This is a genomic window from Hymenobacter setariae (assembly GCF_007713685.1).
GTDB classification, from domain to species: Bacteria; Bacteroidota; Bacteroidia; order Cytophagales; family Hymenobacteraceae; genus Hymenobacter; species Hymenobacter setariae.
This window is the reverse complement of sequence record NZ_VMRJ01000001.1, coordinates 1,317,091-1,335,735: the sequence shown is the minus strand read 5'-3', so window position 1 is coordinate 1,335,735 and position 18,645 is coordinate 1,317,091. Positions and strand designations below refer to the sequence as shown.

Genomic DNA, 18,645 nt, shown 5'->3' with positions numbered 1-18,645 from the left:
TATTGAATTAGTGAAAGACAGTTGCTTTGAGGTATAGAGCCGGGCAGCAGTAGTAGGTCCGTTCTTCGTGCCCGGCTTGTGGGTGCGATTACTGACGCGCCATCCTCCATAGCCTCTCTAGCCACTTTCCATCTCCATGAGCTCTGCCCTTCCGTCTTCTGCTGCTAGCCTTCTAGCCACGAGCTCAGCTTCTTCGTGGTTAACCTGGGAAGCCCGGCTGCGCTGGCTAGGCATTGTGGCCGTGAGCCTACTGCTGACCGTGACGATGCGCAAGGCTCCCGCGCTTACCTTTTGGCAAGATTGGCTGAGCCACTTCTTAGTGACCGTGGTGTACTGGCAGGGCAATGCGGCCATCTTCTTCTTTTTGCGGCGGCGGTTGCCCGGCTACAAACGGACGGTGCGGCGGGTAGCGCTACACCAGCTGCTGAGCACTGCTTTTGTGGTCGTGGCAACGGTGTTCAACGCTTGGCTGGAAGTCCGCTTCGAGTTGCCGGCGGCCGCTTTTGTGCCCACCTATTGGCACGACCTGCGCTTCAGCCTGTTCACGACCTTGCTTATCACCAACGTGTACGAAAGTGTGTACTTCTTTCACGAATGGCGCAACTACTTCATGCGGGCGGCGGCGCTGGAGCGCGAGAATGCCCTCAGCCGCCTCGAAGCCCTGAAGCAGCAAGTAGACCCCCACTTCTTATTTAACAGCCTCAATACCATGGCCGGGCTCATCGGCGACAACGAGCCGGCCCAGGAGTTTCTGGGGGCGTTAGCGGAAGTGTACCGTTACATCTTGCTGAGCAAGAAAAGCACGACGGTGGCCCTAGGGGAGGAAATGGCGTTCGTGGACGCGTACGTGCATTTGAACGCCATCCGCTTTGGCAAGAAAATACTAGTCATCAAAGAAATAGCGCCGGAAGCGCTGCGCTTGCGCGTGCCCCCCGTCGCCGTGCAGATGCTGGTCGAAAACGCCATCAAGCACAATGCCCTTAGTAGTCGCTCGCCGCTGCGCATCACCATTCGGGCTGCCGGGCAGGAGCTGCGCGTGACGAACACCCTGCACCCGAAAACGGTCCTGGAGAAAAGCACCCGGCAAGGCCTGCAAAATATCGTTAGCCGGTTTCAACTGCTGACCGACCGCCCACTCCTTATTGAAAACCGGGGCACCGAGTTTGAAGTCTTGCTCCCTTTGCTGACCACTGCGGAATGAAAACCATTATCATTGAAGACGAAGAATTAGCCGTTCGGCACCTGCAAAGCCTGCTGCGCAAGCACCCGGCCGTGGAAGTGGCGGCGGTGCTGCCGAGCGTGGCCGAGGCCGTGCACTGGTTGCAGCACAACCCCGCTCCTGAGCTCATTTTCGCCGACATTCAGCTAGACGATGGCCTGAGCTTTGAGGTGTTCGATACGGTGGCAGTGCGCAGCCCCATCATTTTCACGACCAGCTTCGACGAGTATGCGCTGCAATCCTTCGCCCTGCTCAGCCTAGATTATTTGCTGAAGCCCATCCAGGCCGCCGATATCAAGCGGGCACTGGAAAAACACGCGTACTGGCTCACGCAGGCCACGCCCCAGGAGAAGGTGCAGGACACCGACGCGCAGCTGCTGAAGATGCAACAGCTGCTGGAGCAGCTGGCCCCGAGCCGGCCGCGCTACCGGCACCGGCTGCTGGTGACGGTGGGCGAGGAGCTGCTGCCGGTAGCCGTGGACGAGATTGCCTACTTCTACACGCTCCACGAAATCGTGTACCTTGTGCGCCACGACGGGCGCAAATTCACCTTAGACAACAAGCTGGAGCAGCTCGAAAAGCAGCTTGACCCGGCCTTGTTCTTCCGCCTAAATCGCCAGTACTTGTCTTCGCTCAAAGCCATTGGCAAGATTTACAGCTACTTTGCCGGCAAGCTCAAACTTGACCTATTGCCGCCGCGCCCAGAAGAAGTGCTGGTTAGCCGCGACCGGGCGCACCTGTTTAAGCGCTGGCTAGAGTAAGGGCCCCTAGGTAGCTACTTTCTAGGTGATGAGCGCACAGCTAAAACGAGCTTTATCGTACTGCCCCGGTTAATACCGGGTAGTGGCCTGGGCGATGGATGGCGTTTACCCGTGGCCCAATTCCTTCTCCAACCTGCAACAGGTTGGTCTACTGCTTAGTAGCTGGCTGAGTTAACGGCCCAGTAGCTGGACGGGGCTGCCCCACAATGGTTTGGTGGTGGGCCAGGCCCCAATCGCGCAGGGCTGCCACTACGCTGTGGAGCGTCCGGCTGTAGGGGGTCGCAGCGTATTCGACCGTGATGGGCCGGGTATCGCAGACGGTGCGCGTTACGAGCTGGTGCTGCTCCAGCTCCTGCAATTCCTTCGATAAAACCCGGGGCGAAATGCCGATTTCGCGGCTCAGTTCTTTGAAGCGGTATGAGCGCTCCAGCAGTACGGCCAGAATAACGAGCTTCCATTTGCCGCTCACTACTTCGAGCGTGTCATAAACGGCGCGATGCGTGGTTTTGCAGGCGGGGAGAGCAGGCGCTAAAGGGTGCATAAGGGACGGTATCCTACTGGTAACTGGTATGCTTTAAGTAACTGGTATCAAAGCTAGCACAGGGCGCGCGCACCTTTGTGCACCTCCTGCTGCCACCGCTTGCTACCGCGGGTCCGCAAACGAAAGCAGCCATTACTTCACTCCAAAAGTATCTAAGCAACAAGTAGATGAGCAAGTCGATTGCCACCGACCTAGGTGGCGCCAGCAGCGCGCCAGTGCCGGTTATTTCCGTTAGTCCAGTTACGCTGGCTGCCCCAGACCGAGAGACCGACCTGCAGGTGCGCGTTTCCGCGCCGGTTTCCGGGAGCCAACTCCCCATCATTGTACTAGCGCACGGCTTCGGCTCTTCGCTGGACGGCTATGCTCCCCTCGCGCAGTTTTGGGCGGCGCACGGCTTCGTCGTGATTCAACCCACTTTCCTGGATTCCCGCACGCTGCTTCCGGCGGCGAAAGCCAGCCACGGCGAGGCCATCCAAGCTTATTTGAACGACCCTCGCAAGCTGCTGATGTGGCGCACGCGCGTGCGAGATGTACAGCGCATCCTCGACCAGCTGCCCGTGTTGGAGGAGGCGGTGCCGGGCCTGCTCGGCCGGCTTGACCAGAGCCGCATTGCGGTGGCAGGTCACTCGTTTGGCGCCCAAACGGCGGGCCTGCTACTGGGGGCGCGCGTGCTGGGGGCCGATGGCAGCAGTTTGCGCGAAGACTGGTTTGACCCGCGCGTCAAGGCGGGAGTGCTGCTGAGCGCCGCGGGCCGGGGTGGGGCAGACCTGAGCTCGTTCGCGGCCGAGCATTTTCCGCATCTCAACCAAAGCTATGCCGAGTTGAGAACCCCCACGCTGGTCGTGGCGGGCGACGCCGACCGCTCGCCGCTGACCCTGCGCGGACCCGATTGGTTTACGGATGCCTACACGCTGAGCCCCGGCGCGACCTGCCTGGTTACCTTATTTGAGGGGAAACACATGCTGGGCGGCATATCTGGCTACCTGGTAACAGAGACGACGGATGAGAATCCGGCGCGCGTCGCGGCGGTCCAGCAACTGACGTGGGCGTACCTACGAAGCGCCCTCTACCCCGAAGACCCCGCCTGGCCAACGGCCTGCGTGGCCTTTGAGGGTGCCCCGCAGCCACTGGGGCAACTAGTGTGCAAAGGAAGCTAGCCTCCTGCTGGCGAGCGCCTATGCGCGCTGGTAAGTGCAGTATCTACGCCTTTTTCCCGGCTTTACTGCGGTCAAGCCCGGCTTCACCTGAGTTTTCAGAAAAGGTCAAAAGGGGGACTCTTCCTTTGAATCACCAACGCGGCCAGGCAGCTCGCCTACCCCGCCTAGGGCATTGCTGGGCCAGTAAGCGCTGGCTCGCAGGATTCAATTTTTAGTCACCTTCTTACTTGACCAAGCCCATGTCCACTTCCCTGCGTTCGTATTTGCTCGGCACCCTAGCTGCGGCGGCCCTAGCCCTCCCCCACACCACCTACGCCCAAGGTTACCAGGAAGGCGTTAATGTCAGTTCCGAATTGCTGCCGCTTAGCCTCAATAATCACGAAAGGCAAAAACACGATTTCCGCGCTAGCATCACCCGGTTTAATATGGGAATCCCCTACTTCTTGAAGGAGGACAAGTCGCAGTACCTGATTTTGGGAGTGCAAACCGAAGCGTTTTCGTTTTACGGCACGCGGCCCGGATTTGAAGTGAATAACCTTTATTCGGTGACCCCTACGATAGGCTATAACCGCCGCCTGTCGGACAAGCTGCGGCTGGACGTCCTCTTTCTACCCACCTTGAGTTCCGACTTCAAAGGCATAAAGGGGGAAGACTTTCTGTTCGGCGGCCTGGTGCGAGGCGTCTACAAAGTAAACCCTACGCTGTCGCTGCGGGGCTCCCTAGGGTACCGCCAGCAGTACTACGGGGCGTTGTATATCGTGCAAGTGGGCCTCGACTGGCAGGTGTCGAAGAAGGTGCGCATCTTCGGCGATGCCCCCACCACTCTGACCATCAACTATGCGCACAATGCCAAGTTCAATACTGGGTTTGACCTCCAGGCCGGGAACAGCAGCTACCGCCTGGCGCAGGATAATCAGTACCTGCGGTATTCCTTCGCCATTCCAGGGGTGTTTGCCGAGTACAATCTCAAACCCGGCCTGGCCTTGCGCGCCAAAGTAGGCTACTCGCTTATCCGCAACCTGGAGGTTTTCCAGGAAAACGACAAAGCCGACAACGTGGACTTCTTTGTCCTAGGAACGGAACCTAGGCCCATCAGTCCGGAAATTGAGAAGGGCCTGACTTTCCGCCTCGCTTTGAGCTATCGCATCTTCACCAAGTAGCCAAAGTAGCAGGGCCCAGCGCCCCACGCCTAGTAGCGAAGCTTTTCCTAGGTGGGTCATGACATTCCGCAGTAAGCAATGGCCCTTTACAAGATGGACGTTTCACGACAATTCTTTGGACGTTTCACAAAACCCACGCTTTTAGACCGAATCTAATTTTGCATCACACTAATCGCAGGAAATCATGCAAAAGACAGTTCTGGTTACGGGGGCTTCGGCAGGCATTGGGAAGGCCACCGCTATTTACTTAGCCCAAAACGGCTACACGGTTTACGGCGCCGCCCGCCGGGTAGAAAAGATGCAAGAGCTGAAAAGCTACGGCATCAAACCCGTGGCGCTGGACGTCACCCAAGATGACAGCATTACGGCCTGCGTGGAACAGATTTTCCAGGAAGCCGGCAGCATTGACATTTTGGTGAACAACGCCGGCTTCGGTTCCTACGGGGCCATTGAAGATGTGGCGCTGTCGGATGCCAAATACCAGCTGGAAGTAAACGTGTTTGGAGCCATGCGCTTGGCGCAGTTAGTACTGCCGAAAATGCGCGAAAACCACTACGGCAAAATCATCAATGTGTCGTCGGTCGGCGGCAAAATCGCCTCGCCCCTAGGTGGGTGGTACCACGCCAGCAAATTTGCCCTCGAAGCCCTGAGCGATGCCATGCGCTTGGAAGTGCAGCCCTTCGGGGTGAATGTCGTCGTGATTCAACCGGGCGGCACTAAATCAGAATGGGGCAACATTGCGGTAGATAGCCTGATGCGCGTATCGGGCAAGACCGCCTACGCCGGGCTGGTAACGGGTTTCAAAAAATCCTTTGAAAAAGTAGCCGGCAATGTGCCCGAGCCGATTGTGATAGCCAAGCTGATTAAAACCAGTATGGAGGCTAAAAACCCGAAAACCCGCTACAGCGGCGGCTACATGGCCAAGCCGATGTTGTTTCTACGCAAGATTTTGTCGGATAAGTTGTTCGACCGAATGCTGATGAGCCAGATGAAATAGGGGCCCTTTATCGGTAGGAGACTAGGGCAGCTGAAAGGGCTAGCCCGTTTTCACTTGCTCACCCCACATCCCCTAGGCGACACTAATTTGCCAGTGCCCACCCAGCCCGGTAATCCTATCCTGCTGTAACTCGGCGGCTTTCCTACCCCTATGTATCAAGCGCACAAAACCCGCAACGTTCTCTTGTATACGTGCCACGACGAAACCCCTTTTGGCCACGACCCCTTCGTGTATGAAAGCTACATTGGCATCATCATGTCGGGCAGCGCCGACCATTATATGGCTGATGGCGTCATTACCTATCCGACCGGTTCGTTGTGTTTGGTGAAGCGAAACCAATTGCTGAAAGTGGTCAAGAAGCCCGACGGGCAAAAACCGTTTGCCACGATTACGGTATTCTTAGAGCAAGAAACGCTGAAAGAATACAGCGCACAACATCAAGTAAAAGCCGACGGCGTCTATACTGGCGAACCAGTTTCGCTCGTAGAAAATGACGCATTCTTGAGCGGCTATTTTAATTCGCTGCTGCCGTATTTCGAACAGCCCGAAAAGCTAACTCCAATTTTAGCCCAAGCAAAAACCACCGAAGTCATTGCGTTATTACTGCGCAACCCGGCCTTGAAAAACTTTTTGTTTGACTTCAGTGAGCCTCACAAACTAGACTTGGAAGCGTACATGCACCGGCATTTTTCCTACAATGTGCCGTTGACCCAATTTGCGAAGCTAACGGGCCGGAGCTTGTCGACATTTAAGCGTGATTTTGCCAGAATTTTCAGCACCACGCCCGAAAAGTGGTTGCAAAAACAACGCTTAGAACAAGCGCACTTTCTGGTTACCCAAAAGAATAAACGTCCGTCGGACATTTATCTGGAATTAGGGTTTGAAACCTTGTCGCACTTTTCGTACGCGTTCAAAAAGCAGTTTGGACAGACCCTCACCGCCTTGCAAATCCTCGCCAGGGCGAAACACCTACCAGGGCAGAGCGGCCCAGGTCTGGCCACTTCGTTAAGTTAAAATAGGCAGGTAGAGTTGCACGTCGAGCAGCTCCGTGGCGCCCGCTTTTCCACGCAGCGTCTGCCCGCCAAGGGCAGTAAACTGAAATTCGGGCTGCTCGCCCAGCTGCCGGCGCAACTCGGCGGAAATTAAAAATCGACTACCTAACGCATTGCACTGGGCCTGAATGCGTGCGGTGGTATTGAGTACATCGCCGTGGTAGACTAGCTCCCGGTGCTGCGTTCCCACTAGCACCGTAGTAACCAAGCCGCCGTGGGCCCCCGCCTTAAAGGAGGGCACCACGCCGTAGGCCCGCTGGTAAGCCTCGTGCCGCTCGGCAATGGCGCGCTGCATGTCAAAAAAGCAATGCAGGCAGTTGGCGAACTTCAACCCCCTAGCGGAAGGCCAGGTGACGACTACTTCATCGCCCACGTACTGATACACCTCCCCGTGGGCCGCCGCAATGGCCGGGCTTACGTCGCGAAAAAAGTCGCGTACCAGGCGGCTGTACTGGTCATTGCCTAGGGTCTCCGCTAGGTGCGTCGAGTCTTTCAAATCGACAAAAAGGAAAATCCGGTTTTCCGCTTCCGGCTGCTGGTAACGGCCGTTCAGCAGTTCCCGCAAACGCTCGCGGCTCATACCCTGGAGCAGTTGCCGCAGCAGCGAGGTCACCACTACAGCTAAGACGTAGATGATAGGAACTAGCAGCCACTGTCGAACGGGCTCCGTAGCGGCCAACGCCGGCTCTGGCCAGAGCTGGCGTTGGCCTAGGCGGTGTGCCAGTAGCCTGAGGCTACCGTGTAGTACTAGTAGCAGCAGCAAGTGGCCAATACCCTGTAAAAAGATAGCCCCGCGCAGCGGCAGCCGCTGCACTAGCGCCGGAAACACGACAACCTCTAGAATACCCAGTGCCCAGCCAATAGGCAAACCAATGAAAACTAGTGGAAGTAGGGCCCGCGTAGGTACCCACAGTAAAAGCATGAGTGCCACCAGTACCACGACGAACGCTCCTCCAATGCTAGCAATCGTTTGGAGCACATGACGGCGAGCCGCCCAAAACCGGGCGGAGCGGGTAGCAGAAGCAGTAAGATAAGCGGGCATACACGGGGGTAGGTAACGACTGCGAGCTGATAGCACGTCGATATTACTATATAAAATAGCCCAGCCTACCATCGCGCGCAGAAATTTGTGGGGTTGCGCAATAGTTGTAATAGACGAGCATTTCTGCTAATAGCCACTGAGCGGCTTGGAGAATCAACAACCTATTTCTTCTTAAGCTTCTGAAAAAGTCCTTCTTTTTCCAGGTTATGTACTATGATTGCTTGTTATCATAGTACATAACCTCATTTTGAGAGCAGAGATGAACAAGTAGCTATCATCGTTTTTACCGCAGGGGGTATTAGAAAAGTAGGACTAATTTCCCTGCCTTAGTTGCGGCACCTAGGCCAATAGCATAAATACCCAGCTGGCGGCAACAGGAACGCCCCGCTAAAGTGACGGCCGCTATAGCTGTTGTACTGGCCTTTTGTACCGCTTATAGCCGGCTTGCGCCCACTTGGAGGCTGTAACTTAACCCACAATTAGGACCAGCGGCATAACGACCCACGGTAGCTTCATACCCTGGTCATACAGGTAGTTGGCGAGGTCAAGCGAGTGGTCGGCTACATTCCAATGCCTAACCAAGTTGTTCTCAATCCGAAACAGAAAGCTCTCTACGGATGTACCGTATTTACCGGTTAGGAATGCCGTGGAAGCGCTTGTCTTCGTGCGTCCAGGGTCGTTTAATCATGACTAGGCCCTGTTCGCCCACAACGTAGTGGTCAAGGAGGTCAGCGCGGGGCTGGAAAGCCGTATCAAAAACATTATCGAATTGCTGAAGGACTGTGAGCCTGACTACGTCCCGGCTTACCGGGCTATTTGCCTTTACGTTGGGATGGATAATGGCCTCCGACTAGTCAAGTTTCTGCAAGGCGTGCTCTTTGTAGATTTTTAGGATGATGTTTGACTCATTAGTTGTCAAGCGGTGTCCCGGTGCGTGGCTGGCAGTGAGGGCAAAATGGAGACATTTGTCATTAAAGAGGTGTAACAAGTGTCGCCGCCTGCTAGCTGCTACCAGTCTGCTCACCAAACCTATACTCAGTCAGGCGTTTCTCTATTCTCTCTAACGAAAGGTGTCGCACTCGGTCGGTGCCTTACGCCTTATTCCACAACGGGCCTCGCCATAGTTGACGTATTCCGAAATTACCTGACTGCTAAAGGTACTTTTACCGACGCGGAAATAGCGTACTTCGAAGCCGCGGCCATCCATAAGCACCTGAAGCGGCGGCAAGTGCTACTGCGCGCCGGGGAGGTGAGCCACGCCATTACGTTTGTTATATAGGACTGCCTGCGTCTCTACTGTACCGATGGTACCGGCCAGGAGCACGTGTTGCCCTTTACTGTCGAATTATTAACGCCGAGAGCTTTCGCACTAGTCTGCTGGTGCAGGATATCATTGATACGTTAAAAGACTCTTAGGTGCTGCTCTAGGCCCGGACCCGCGACGACTGGGAGCAGTTGAAGCGCGACACCCCCACCTTTTATGTGCTCGACAACCATCTGGAGGCACAAATTAATCGGCTGTGCGTAGCCAGTAGCGGCTCCACCGAGGCAACTGCTAGGCGTTTGTGAAATTTTGTCCTGATTTTTCATCAGCGCATTCTGCTGTGCCTGATTGCTACCCAAGCATATCGCGTGAAGTCCTAAGCCGCATTCGCAAGCAATCCACCGGGCGGTAGTACCAGCCGCGGTTAGATAGCAAATAGTTGACCATTAGTCAACGCAATCAGGTTTATGAATAGTACTTTATATGTAGTGCGTGATTAGAGCTGGTCAGGACTCACGTACCATGCAATAAATATCATAAAATCAAACAATGTCCGCCGATATACCCCGGTCGTGAATGGCCGAGCAGCGGGGCGCCAGCTCCTCAAAAGTGCCGTTCTTAACCGCGCACTTGCCTTTGTAGTGGATGAGCAGTGTGCACTGCTCGGCTTGCTCGGGCTCGTGCTCGCACACGTCGATAAGCGTCTGGATGACGTGCTCGAAGGTGTTCACGTCGTCGTTGTACACAATGAGCGTGCGTAGCTCCTGCTCTTCTTCGAGCGTGAGTACATCTTCGTCATAATCAATCTGCGGGCGAGTAGCGGGAAAAGCCATAAGGCAAAAATACGACAGCCAGGGCCGCCGATAGAGGATTGGCATCAGATTATAACCCCAAAACCCGTGGTTTCGGTTCCTAGATACCCCACCAAAAAGCCTCCCGACCTACGGGCTTATTCCCATGCGAGAATAAGCCCGTGGGTCGGGAGGCGCTAGGTCCGGCTACTACGCTTGGCGGTCGCCTTTCGTAAACTCCAGCATCCAGCCCGGGTATTCGGGGGCGAGCTTGCTGACCTCGTCGAGCTGCTGCAATTCTTCGGGAGTGAACTGCACGTCAACGGCTTTTAAATTGTCTTGGAGCTGCTCCATTTTCTTGGCTCCAATAATGACGGTGCTCACCACTTTCTGGTGCAGCAGCCACGCCAGCGACAAGGCGGCCACGGTGCTGCCCTTGGCTTCGGCCATTGGCCGTAGCTTGTCGATGATATCAAAAGCCAAGTCTTTGTTGACGGGCGGAAAGTCGAAGTTGTTGCCCCCGCGGCGGCCTTCGGCCTGCTGGTTTTCGCGGGTGTATTTGCCGCTGAGGAAGCCGCCAGCCAGCGGGCTCCACACCATGAGGCCCACCTTTTGGTCGAGCAGCAGGGGCACCAGCTCGCGCTCTAGCTCGCGGCCCGCAATGGTGTAGTAGGCTTGCAGCGACACGTACTTTTCGAGGTGCTGATAGTGCGACACACCTAGGGCCTTCATCAGCTGCCAGGCGGCCACGTTGCTGGCCCCGATATAGCGCACCTTGCCGCTGCGCACGAGGTCGTCGAGGGCGCGCAGGGTTTCCTCCCACGGCGTGAGAGGGTCGAAGCTGTGCGTCTGGTACAGGTCGATGTAGTCGGTACCTAGGCGCTTGAGGCTGGCTTCGGCCTGGGCGATAATGTGCTTGCGCGTGAGGCCGGCATCGTTGGGGCCGTCGCCCATTTTGCCGCGCACCTTGGTCGCCAGCACCACGTCGTAGCGATTGATGCCGAGGTTGTGCAGGGCCTGGCCGGTTATTTCTTCTGAGTGGCCTTCGCTGTACACATTGGCTGTGTCGATGAAGTTAATGCCCGCATCGAGGGCGCGCTTGGTGAGGGCGTCGGCCCCAGCCTGGTCTACGCCACTGATGGCACCGAAGCGGCCGCCCGTGGTGCCGAAGGTCATGGTGCCCAGGCAGAGCTCCGATACTTTCAGACCCGTGTTGCCTAAGAGGTTGTATTTCATAGTAGGTTGATTTTAATTGTTCGCGTAGTGCTCGTAAGACCCCACCCCCGTCCCCTCCCCTCCGGGAGAGGGGAGCCTGACGACTAAATGACGTTCGCTCACGTCTGCTTGCAGTCGGCTCCCCTCTCCCGGAGGGGAGGGGACGGGGGTGGGGTTACTCAAAAAAGGCTACTTGCCTACCTTGTCCAGCGTGGCCATATCTTCTTCTGACAGGGCGATGTCGGCCGTTTTTACGTTTTCTTCTAGGTGGTTGACCTTCGACGTGCCGGGAATGAGCAGGATGTTGGGCGAGTGGTGCAGCAGCCAGCTCAAGGCAATTTGCTGCGGGGTGGCGCCGTGCTTTTGGGAGATTTGGTCGAGCGCTTTCAGGGCCTCGGCATTGCCGCCAGCTAAGGGGTACCACGGAATGAATGCCATGTTTTGCTCGCGAGTGTAGTCGAGCACGGGCTCCCACTTGCGGTTATCGACCGAGTACATGTTCTGCACCGATACCACTGGGAAGAATTCTTGCGCTTTTTTAATCTGGTCGACATCTACTTCTGATAGCCCGATGTGCTTCACGAGGCCCTCTTGCTGCGCTTTTTGCAGAAAGCGGAAGGTGTCTTCGGCGGGCACCTTGTCGTCGATGCGGTGCAGCTGGTAGAGGTCAATCTGCTCGACTTTTAGGCGCTTGAGGCTGCCGTGTAGCGCTTCTTCGAGATGCTTGGGGCTGGCATCGACGGGCCACTGATTGGGACCGGTGCGCAGCAGGCCGCCTTTAGTGGCTACCACTAAGCCGGCAGGGTAGGGGTGCAGCGCTTCGGCAATCAGCTCTTCCGATACATTGGGGCCGTAGCTATCGGCAGTGTCGATGAAGTCGATACCTAGCTCCACGGCGCGCTTGAGCACGCGGATGCTTTCGTCGTGGTCTTGGGGTGGGCCCCAGATGCCGGGGCCGGTGATGCGCATGGCGCCGTAGCCGAGGCGGTTGACGGTGAGGTCGCCGCCAATGGTGAAGGTTTTGGCGTAGGTGGACGTGGGGGTGCTCATGGAAAGGAAAATGTGGGTTTAATGAAGTGTGGAACAAGCAGTAGTACTGCCTGGGTGTTGCTCTATTAAACCGGCCCGCGCGCGTGGTGTTCAGCGCCGGGCTTAGCTTCGCGGCTTATGCCAGTTCCCTCGTCCGACTTTAAAAAAGCCCTAGGTCGCCTTTCCGACAAGGAGAAGGAGGCGCTGGTGCTGCGCGCCGTGCGCCGCGATGCCGAGCTCTACGACACCTTCAGCTTTGAGCTCTTGCCCGACGTGACGCTCGAAAGCGTGCACGAAACCAGCGCCGACCGCATCCACGAACTCTTTAATGTGGCCGTGACCGGGCGCTTGCTCAACCGCAGCCTCGTAAAAGCCCTGCGCCTGTCGTTGCAGGAAGCGGCCCGTGCTCGGCGCATCACCAAAAATAAGCAGCTCGAAATCGACCTCAGTATGTACACACTGCGGCTGATTTTTGAGAACTACACCGGGCAGTTCGACAGCGTGTACCAAGGGTTTTTTGTGGGCACGGCCCGACTGGCCGCCCGCCTCACCCAGCTCATTCTGAAGAGCCTGCACGAAGACTTGTGGCTAGAATACAAGCCCGAGCTAGACGAGTTTCTGACCCAGCTGCACGGCCGCAGCAAGAGCCGCGAATTGAAGTTTGAGCTACCTAGGGAACTGGTGCTACCGGAGTAAATGAGTCTAATGTTAGTGTTCAGGTTGACCACGCAAGCCCCAGAGAACGCTTGTCATTGCGAGCACAGCGAAGCAATCTTTCCTTCGCGTTAGCTGACGTAAGTGAGGCGGCGCCAGCAAAGATTGCTTTGCTGTGCTCGCAATGACAACAGTTGTATCTACTGGTTCTTATGACTACCTAACATCAGCTCTTACTACTATGCCTACTCCCGTCACCACTTCCTCCACCTGGCCGCAGGTGCCGCGCTGGCTTACGCTGCGCCAGTCTTTACGCATGGCCCGCGACCCAGTGGGCAACCTTAATAAGGTGCTGGCGGCCTACGGCGACACTGTGCACTTGTACCTAGGCGGCGTTAAGCCCTCCATCGTGACGCGCGACCCGGCCTTGGTGCAACATATTTTGCAGAAGAACCACCGCCGCTACCACAAGTCGGACCTTACGCACGGCCTGCTGCGCTACCTAGGCAAGGGCTTGCTCACCAACGAGGGTGCCGACTGGCTGCGCCAGCGCCGGCTTATTCAGCCGGGCTTTCATCGGCAGCGGTTGGCGGGCCTCACGCGCCTTATGCGGGCTGCGGCCGATGAGTGGGTGGCCGAGCTCGCGGCCCTAGGTGCCGCCCAGGGCCCTGTGGAGGTCGAAGCCCACGCCGCCATGACGCGGGTGGCGTTTCGCATCGTGGCGCGGTCGGTGTTTGGTGATAGCCTAAGCGATGAGGAGCTAATGCAACTCAGCGACTGGCTCACGGCCATTCAGCTGTTTTACGTCACTACCATTCGGCAGCCCTACTTGCGGCCCGTGCAGCACCTGCGCGGGCGCTACCGACAGCACGACGACCTGGCCCGGCGCCTGCGCGAGCTGGTGCGCGCGGCCATAGCGCGGCACCGCACCGCCCAGGCCGCCGCTCCGGCCGATGCTGCCCCGCCTGACGACCTGTTGCAAATGCTGCTCGACGCCCGCTACGAAGACACCGGCGAGCCCATGACCGAGCATCAGCTGATTGATGAGCTCAACATCTTGCTGGTAGCGGGCCACGAAACCTCGGCCAATGCCCTGGCTTGGGCCTTCTTCCTACTGGCCCGCCATCCCGAGGTGCAGGACCGATTAGCAGAAGAAATAAACCGCGAGCTGCCCAATGGCCAAGAAGTAGAGTTTGCTGGCTTGCCGCGCCTGTCCTATGCACTGCAAGTGGTGCAGGAGGCCATGCGCCTCTACCCGCCTGCCTGGATAATCGACCGCGTAGCCACCGAAGACGACGAGTTTCAGGGCGTGGCCATTCCTAAGGGTAGTGTTTTCTCGCTCTATGTGTACGGCGTGCACCACCACGCGGGCCTGTGGCCCGATGCCGAAGCCTTTCGCCCCGAGCGCTTTGCGGCCGATGCTCAGCCGGCACTCCCCACCTACGGCTACTTGCCTTTCGGCGGCGGCCCTAGGTTGTGCGTGGGTAGCCATTTTGCCCTCACTGAGCTTCAGCTTGTGCTTATTCAAACGCTGCGCCGCTACCGGGTGCTGCCCACGGCCGAGACCCCGCCCGGCATGAACCCGCTCGTGACGCTACGGCCTGCTGGCGAGCTGCGGCTACGTTTCGAGCAGCGATAATTGAGTGATTAGATAAGAGAAAGGTTGCTTTTGCAAGAAGGCCCGACGAAGCAATCGCATTTAGAAAATCTGTTCTAGTGCAATTATTTCGCCGGGCCTCTCTGCAAGGACAAAGCATGTTTACGCTAGAATATCTTGGTATTCTTGCTGATGACGCTGCACGAAGGCTTGCATAAACTCGCAGCTAGTGCGCACTTTGAGGTGCTGCTGGCGGGCGTAGGCAAGGCCAGCGCGAGCCAACTCATCGGCTTGGCCTTGGCCACGCGCTTCTTCGGGCACGAATGTGTGGGTGAAGTCGATGACGCCAGGGGCGGGCAGCGAGTAAGCTAGCTCGGCGGGTTCGCTAGCCGAGCCAGCGGTGAAGGCTTGCTCGTCGGGGTGGTGCTGAATAGACATAAGGGAAAAAGAAAGTGGACCGAGGCCCTAGGTGGGCTACCGGCACCAGTGAGGGCCGAAACCACAAACGGCAAACCGGAGTAAGCACAAGACGGGCCTGGCCCGATATAGTTTTCTGCTAGCTTTTCTTTCCCTCCCATCATGAGCACCTTCCCTAGCCCCGACGGCCCGACCACCAACGATAAAAACGACCTGCCCGAAGACCAGCAGCGTCGCGCCGAGCAGGCCCACCTACAAGTAGACACCACCGCTGACCAAGCCGAAGCTGGCACGCCACGCTACGGCAATTTTGGCAAAGCCAACGAAACCGAGCCAGCTGTGCCTACCCAACATAAAAATGACGGCAGCAACGATAACCCTGACGAGTTCAGTGAATTTCGCAAGCCCGGCCAGCCCGTTACTGAGGACTATGGCACCAGCGCCGACGCTGCTAGCCCCGACCACCAGCAGGGCCATATCGAGCAAAATCAAGCTCCTGGCGAGGTAAAAGCTGCTCAGAATAAAGAAACTGACGAGCAGCGCGCTGCCTGGTCGAGCGATGATGAGCGCTACGCCGGCGGCCACCGCGAGGCCAGCTGGGAAGAAAGCAACGACAAAGAACATTCTAACGACTAAGTAACTTCTCTCATGACTTCGCCTCAGCCTAACGAGCCCGATAACAACGACCGCGCCGCCGCCACCGCTTCTGGTGCGGCCAGCGCCGAAACCCAAAACGTGACGCCGCAAACCGAAACCGAAAAGGAATCGGATAGCTTTCTCGACCGCGAGACCTACGGCCAAGTCACCGACGACAACAATGCCAGCGGCCAGCGCATGGCTGATATGATGGACGACTCACTACGCTCGGACGAGCAGCCTCCCGTGGGCTCGGCTCCCGACAGTGACCTCAATCTGCCCGACCAGCTCATCCACCCGCGCGACGCCAATTTTACGCTGCCCGAAATGCAGCACCAAGGCAAAAACCTGACTGCTGAGAGCGACCCGGAAGAGTAGCATAAAGAAGCAATAACTTACTAAAAAAGCGCCTGCGGCCACTTTGGCTACAGGCGCTTTTTTATGTATGTAAGATGCTAGTCATTATAGCTTAATCTGCTCGTGCCACCTAATCTGCTAACCCGCTGCCCGCTCGCCCCGTTCTGACAAGCCTTACGCTTCTTTAGAATGGCAGAATCATCAACTAACCGCCCCGGCTTTGTACAAGTGCGCGGTGCCCGCGAGCACAATTTACAGAATGTAGACGTGGACATTCCGCGCGATGCGCTGGTGGTGTTTACGGGGGTATCGGGGTCGGGCAAGTCGTCGTTGGCGTTTGGCACGCTCTACGCCGAGGCCCAGCGGCGCTACCTAGAGTCGGTGTCGCCGTATGCGCGGCGGCTGTTTCACCAGTTAGAAGTGCCCGAAGTTGATGTAATCGATGGCCTGCCGCCGGCCGTGGCCTTGCAGCAGCAGCGCGGTGGGGGCACCACGCGCTCGTCGGTGGGCAGCGTCACCACGCTTTCCAACCTTTTGCGAATGCTGTACTCGCGGGCCGGCGATTATCCGAAGGGGCAAGGTATTATTTACGCCGAAGGCTTTTCGCCCAACACGCCCGAGGGCGCTTGCCCCACTTGCCACGGCCTAGGGCGCGTGTACGAGGTGACCGAGCGCTCAATGGTGCCCGACGATTCGCTCACCATCCGGGAGCGGGCCATTGCGGCGTGGCCCACCGCCTGGGGCGGCCAAAACCAGCGCGACATCTTGGTGAGTATGGGCTATGACGTGGACAAACCCTGGCGTGACCTGCCCCAAAAAGAGCGCGACTGGATACTCTTTACCGAGGAGCAGCCGGTGGTGCCCGTGTACCCTGGCTACTCGCCCGAGGAAACGCGCCGCGCCCTACAGCGCAAGGAAGAGCCCAACTACATGGGCACCTTCACCAGCGCCCGGCGGCACGTGTTTCACTCGTTCGCCAATACCCAGAGCGCCCAAATGAAGAAGCGCGCTCTGCAATTTATGCTCAGCACCGAGTGCCCGCTCTGCCACGGCAAGCGGCTGCGGCCCGAGTCGCTGAGTGTCACGTTTGCGGGGCTCGACATTGCCGATTTGTCGCGGCTGCCGCTGAAGGCGTTGGCGGCCTTGCTGCGGCCCTACGCCGATAGCAAGGTAGACCGCGGCGCCGAGTACGACGCGCAGTTTCCCGAAAAAGTCATTGTGACGCAGCGCATTGCCGATGACCTGTGCGGCCGCCTGAGCGTGCTGCTCGACCTAGGGCTCGGCTACCTCACCCTGGAGCGCAGCACGCCCACGCTCTCGCCCGGCGAACTGCAACGGCTGCGGCTGGCCACGCAGGTACGCTCCAATTTATTCGGGGTGGTGTACGTGCTCGATGAGCCCTCGGCAGGCCTGCACCCCGTCGATACGGCGGCGCTGCTGAAGGCCCTAGGTGGCTTGCAGCGTGCTGGTAATTCGCTATTCGTAGTCGAGCACGAGCTAGAAGTAATCAAGCAGGCCGACTGGGTCGTGGACGTGGGGCCGGGCGCGGGCGAGCAGGGCGGCCGGATACTCTACAGCGGCCCGCTGGCTGGCTTGGCCGACGTAGCCGACTCGCAGACGCGCCGGTATCTGTTTGACCAAGCGCCTGTGGTGCCGCGCCCGCCCCGCGAGCCCAGTGGCTGGCTGCGGCTGCGCGGCATCACGCGGCACAACCTACAGCAGCTCGACGCTGATTTTCCCCTAGGTGTCTTCACGAGCGTCACGGGAGTATCGGGCTCGGGCAAGTCGACTCTGGTCAGCCAAGTGCTGGTGGAGCTAGTAGCGAAGCACCTAGGGCAGGAAATCGCGCCCGAAGAGCCCGAAGGCGACGCCTTGGAGCGTGCTGACGAAGCCGCCACCGAAGGCCGCATTACCGAGGGCATCGATAAAATAACCCGCCTGGTACGCGTTGACCAGCAGCCTATCGGCCGCACGCCGCGCTCCAATATGGCCACGTACACAGGCCTGTTTGACCATGTGCGCAAGCTGTTCGCGGCCACGCCCGAAGCGCGCAAGCGCCGCTACGACGCGGGCCGCTTCTCCTTCAATGTGGCCAAAGGCCGCTGCGAAAACTGCCAGGGCGAAGGCTCCGTGATGGTTGAGCTACTGTTCTTACCCAGCGTGTACACGCCCTGCCCCGTGTGCCACGGCACCCGCTACAACGCCAAGACTCTAGAGATTACCTATCACAATAAAAATATCGCCGACGTACTGGGATTGACCGTGGACGCCGCCTGGGAGTTCTTCTCCGAGGAACCCACTGTGCAACGCGCCCTCACGGTGCTGCGCGAAGTAGGCCTGGGCTACCTGCGCCTAGGGCAGCCCGCCACCGAGCTCAGCGGCGGCGAAGCCCAGCGTATCAAGCTCGCAGCCGAGCTTCAGCGCCCCCCTAGGGGCCACTCGCTCTACGTGCTCGATGAGCCCACCACCGGCCTGCACCCTTCCGATGTAGAGAAGCTACTGCGGCAGCTCCACAGCCTGGTAGAGGCTGGGAATACCATTGTAGTAGTAGAGCACGACATGCACGTGGTAGCGACCAGCGATTGGGTTATTGACATCGGCCCCGGCGCGGGCGACGAGGGCGGCCAAGTGGTAGCCGCCGGCTCGCCAGTGAAGGTAGCCGAGGTAAAAAAGAGCAAGACTGCCCCGTATTTGAAGCAGTTTTTGGAAGGCAAAGGCTAGAATTAATGTTAACAATTGGCTGCCAGATGAGCCTG

Annotated in this window: 17 protein-coding genes; 11 read left to right on the top strand and 6 right to left on the bottom strand. The window is 58.0% G+C overall.

Translation table 11 applies throughout. The annotated features are described in order from the left end of the window. Positions 1-136 precede the first annotated feature (136 nt). Both FNT36_RS05575 and FNT36_RS05570 read left to right on the top strand, forming a co-directional pair. Positions 137-1,201 carry a sensor histidine kinase gene (locus FNT36_RS05575; RefSeq protein WP_144845167.1) on the top strand — a complete coding sequence of 355 codons (1,065 nt, stop codon included), beginning with the start codon at positions 137-139 and terminating at the stop codon, positions 1,199-1,201. Next, positions 1,198-1,980: a LytR/AlgR family response regulator transcription factor gene (locus tag FNT36_RS05570; protein ID WP_144845165.1), complete on the top strand. Its 783-nt coding sequence runs from the start codon at positions 1,198-1,200 to the stop codon at positions 1,978-1,980. Before FNT36_RS05575 ends, FNT36_RS05570 begins: the two co-directional genes overlap by 4 nt. 148 nt (positions 1,981-2,128) lie before the next feature. On the opposite strand, the gene FNT36_RS05565 is transcribed toward FNT36_RS05570, so the two are convergent. Further along, entirely contained in the window at positions 2,129-2,521 is a 393-nt protein-coding gene (locus FNT36_RS05565) for a winged helix-turn-helix transcriptional regulator (protein WP_144845163.1), read from the bottom strand. A gap of 167 nt (positions 2,522-2,688) precedes the next feature. Here FNT36_RS05565 and FNT36_RS05560 point away from each other — a divergent pair, with 167 nt between their 5' ends. The 4 genes from FNT36_RS05560 to FNT36_RS05545 all read left to right on the top strand — a co-directional run bounded on the left by FNT36_RS05560 (position 2,689) and on the right by FNT36_RS05545 (position 6,849). Beyond that, positions 2,689-3,678 carry an alpha/beta hydrolase family protein gene (locus FNT36_RS05560; protein ID WP_144845161.1) on the top strand — a complete coding sequence of 330 codons (990 nt, stop codon included), beginning with the start codon at positions 2,689-2,691 and terminating at the stop codon, positions 3,676-3,678. A gap of 239 nt (positions 3,679-3,917) precedes the next feature. Then, positions 3,918-4,838: a DUF6268 family outer membrane beta-barrel protein gene (locus tag FNT36_RS05555; RefSeq protein WP_144845159.1), complete on the top strand. Its 921-nt coding sequence runs from the start codon at positions 3,918-3,920 to the stop codon at positions 4,836-4,838. A gap of 184 nt (positions 4,839-5,022) precedes the next feature. Then, positions 5,023-5,835, top strand: coding sequence for an oxidoreductase (locus FNT36_RS05550; RefSeq protein WP_144845157.1), 813 nt, complete (start codon positions 5,023-5,025; stop codon positions 5,833-5,835). 150 nt (positions 5,836-5,985) lie between these two features. Beyond that, positions 5,986-6,849: a helix-turn-helix domain-containing protein gene (locus FNT36_RS05545; RefSeq protein WP_144845155.1), complete on the top strand. Its 864-nt coding sequence runs from the start codon at positions 5,986-5,988 to the stop codon at positions 6,847-6,849. Here FNT36_RS05545 and FNT36_RS05540 read toward each other — a convergent pair. The 4 genes from FNT36_RS05540 to FNT36_RS05525 form a co-directional block, all read right to left on the bottom strand. Then, on the bottom strand, positions 6,841-7,929 hold the full coding sequence (locus FNT36_RS05540) for an adenylate/guanylate cyclase domain-containing protein (RefSeq protein WP_233635696.1): 1,089 nt from the start codon (positions 7,927-7,929) through the stop codon (positions 6,841-6,843). The genes FNT36_RS05545 and FNT36_RS05540 overlap by 9 nt on opposite strands. A 1,806-nt stretch (positions 7,930-9,735) precedes the next feature. After that, positions 9,736-10,026: an ATP-dependent Clp protease adaptor ClpS gene (locus FNT36_RS05535; protein ID WP_144845151.1), complete on the bottom strand. Its 291-nt coding sequence runs from the start codon at positions 10,024-10,026 to the stop codon at positions 9,736-9,738. 168 nt (positions 10,027-10,194) lie between these two features. Next, entirely contained in the window at positions 10,195-11,220 is a 1,026-nt protein-coding gene (locus FNT36_RS05530) for an aldo/keto reductase (protein WP_144845149.1), read from the bottom strand. A 168-nt stretch (positions 11,221-11,388) separates the two neighbouring features. Next, complete coding sequence (locus FNT36_RS05525) at positions 11,389-12,249, bottom strand: aldo/keto reductase (protein ID WP_144845147.1); 861 nt, start codon at positions 12,247-12,249, stop codon at positions 11,389-11,391. A gap of 117 nt (positions 12,250-12,366) precedes the next feature. On the opposite strand from FNT36_RS05525, the gene FNT36_RS05520 reads away from it, so the two are divergent. Both FNT36_RS05520 and FNT36_RS05515 read left to right on the top strand, forming a co-directional pair. Further along, a complete protein-coding gene (locus FNT36_RS05520) occupies positions 12,367-12,924 on the top strand; it encodes a hypothetical protein (protein ID WP_144845145.1) in 558 nt (185 codons plus the stop codon). Between the two features lie 199 nt (positions 12,925-13,123). Further along, a complete protein-coding gene (locus FNT36_RS05515) occupies positions 13,124-14,521 on the top strand; it encodes a cytochrome P450 (protein WP_233635695.1) in 1,398 nt (465 codons plus the stop codon). A 120-nt stretch (positions 14,522-14,641) separates the two neighbouring features. On the opposite strand, the gene FNT36_RS05510 is transcribed toward FNT36_RS05515, so the two are convergent. Then, entirely contained in the window at positions 14,642-14,917 is a 276-nt protein-coding gene (locus FNT36_RS05510) for a GNAT family N-acetyltransferase (RefSeq protein WP_144845141.1), read from the bottom strand. A gap of 141 nt (positions 14,918-15,058) precedes the next feature. Between FNT36_RS05510 and FNT36_RS05505 the strand changes: the two genes are divergently transcribed. The 3 genes from FNT36_RS05505 (at position 15,059) to uvrA (ending at position 18,610) form a co-directional block, all read left to right on the top strand. Further along, complete coding sequence (locus FNT36_RS05505) at positions 15,059-15,532, top strand: hypothetical protein (RefSeq protein ID WP_144845138.1); 474 nt, start codon at positions 15,059-15,061, stop codon at positions 15,530-15,532. A 12-nt stretch (positions 15,533-15,544) separates the two neighbouring features. Beyond that, positions 15,545-15,910, top strand: coding sequence for a hypothetical protein (locus FNT36_RS05500; protein ID WP_144845136.1), 366 nt, complete (start codon positions 15,545-15,547; stop codon positions 15,908-15,910). Between the two features lie 168 nt (positions 15,911-16,078). Then, a complete protein-coding gene (gene uvrA, locus FNT36_RS05495) occupies positions 16,079-18,610 on the top strand; it encodes an excinuclease ABC subunit UvrA (RefSeq protein WP_144845134.1) in 2,532 nt (843 codons plus the stop codon). Positions 18,611-18,645: the final 35 nt, after the last annotated feature.

Coding starts and splice junctions, on each gene's coding strand:
- FNT36_RS05575 (WP_144845167.1), top strand. CDS start 137: ATGAGCTCTGCCCTTCCGTCTTCTGCTGCTAGCCTTCTAGCCACGAGC.
- FNT36_RS05570 (WP_144845165.1), top strand. CDS start 1,198: ATGAAAACCATTATCATTGAAGACGAAGAATTAGCCGTTCGGCACCTG.
- FNT36_RS05565 (WP_144845163.1), bottom strand. CDS start 2,521: ATGCACCCTTTAGCGCCTGCTCTCCCCGCCTGCAAAACCACGCATCGC.
- FNT36_RS05560 (WP_144845161.1), top strand. CDS start 2,689: ATGAGCAAGTCGATTGCCACCGACCTAGGTGGCGCCAGCAGCGCGCCA.
- FNT36_RS05555 (WP_144845159.1), top strand. CDS start 3,918: ATGTCCACTTCCCTGCGTTCGTATTTGCTCGGCACCCTAGCTGCGGCG.
- FNT36_RS05550 (WP_144845157.1), top strand. CDS start 5,023: ATGCAAAAGACAGTTCTGGTTACGGGGGCTTCGGCAGGCATTGGGAAG.
- FNT36_RS05545 (WP_144845155.1), top strand. CDS start 5,986: ATGTATCAAGCGCACAAAACCCGCAACGTTCTCTTGTATACGTGCCAC.
- FNT36_RS05540 (WP_233635696.1), bottom strand. CDS start 7,929: ATGCCCGCTTATCTTACTGCTTCTGCTACCCGCTCCGCCCGGTTTTGG.
- FNT36_RS05535 (WP_144845151.1), bottom strand. CDS start 10,026: ATGGCTTTTCCCGCTACTCGCCCGCAGATTGATTATGACGAAGATGTA.
- FNT36_RS05530 (WP_144845149.1), bottom strand. CDS start 11,220: ATGAAATACAACCTCTTAGGCAACACGGGTCTGAAAGTATCGGAGCTC.
- FNT36_RS05525 (WP_144845147.1), bottom strand. CDS start 12,249: ATGAGCACCCCCACGTCCACCTACGCCAAAACCTTCACCATTGGCGGC.
- FNT36_RS05520 (WP_144845145.1), top strand. CDS start 12,367: ATGCCAGTTCCCTCGTCCGACTTTAAAAAAGCCCTAGGTCGCCTTTCC.
- FNT36_RS05515 (WP_233635695.1), top strand. CDS start 13,124: ATGCCTACTCCCGTCACCACTTCCTCCACCTGGCCGCAGGTGCCGCGC.
- FNT36_RS05510 (WP_144845141.1), bottom strand. CDS start 14,917: ATGTCTATTCAGCACCACCCCGACGAGCAAGCCTTCACCGCTGGCTCG.
- FNT36_RS05505 (WP_144845138.1), top strand. CDS start 15,059: ATGAGCACCTTCCCTAGCCCCGACGGCCCGACCACCAACGATAAAAAC.
- FNT36_RS05500 (WP_144845136.1), top strand. CDS start 15,545: ATGACTTCGCCTCAGCCTAACGAGCCCGATAACAACGACCGCGCCGCC.
- uvrA (WP_144845134.1), top strand. CDS start 16,079: ATGGCAGAATCATCAACTAACCGCCCCGGCTTTGTACAAGTGCGCGGT.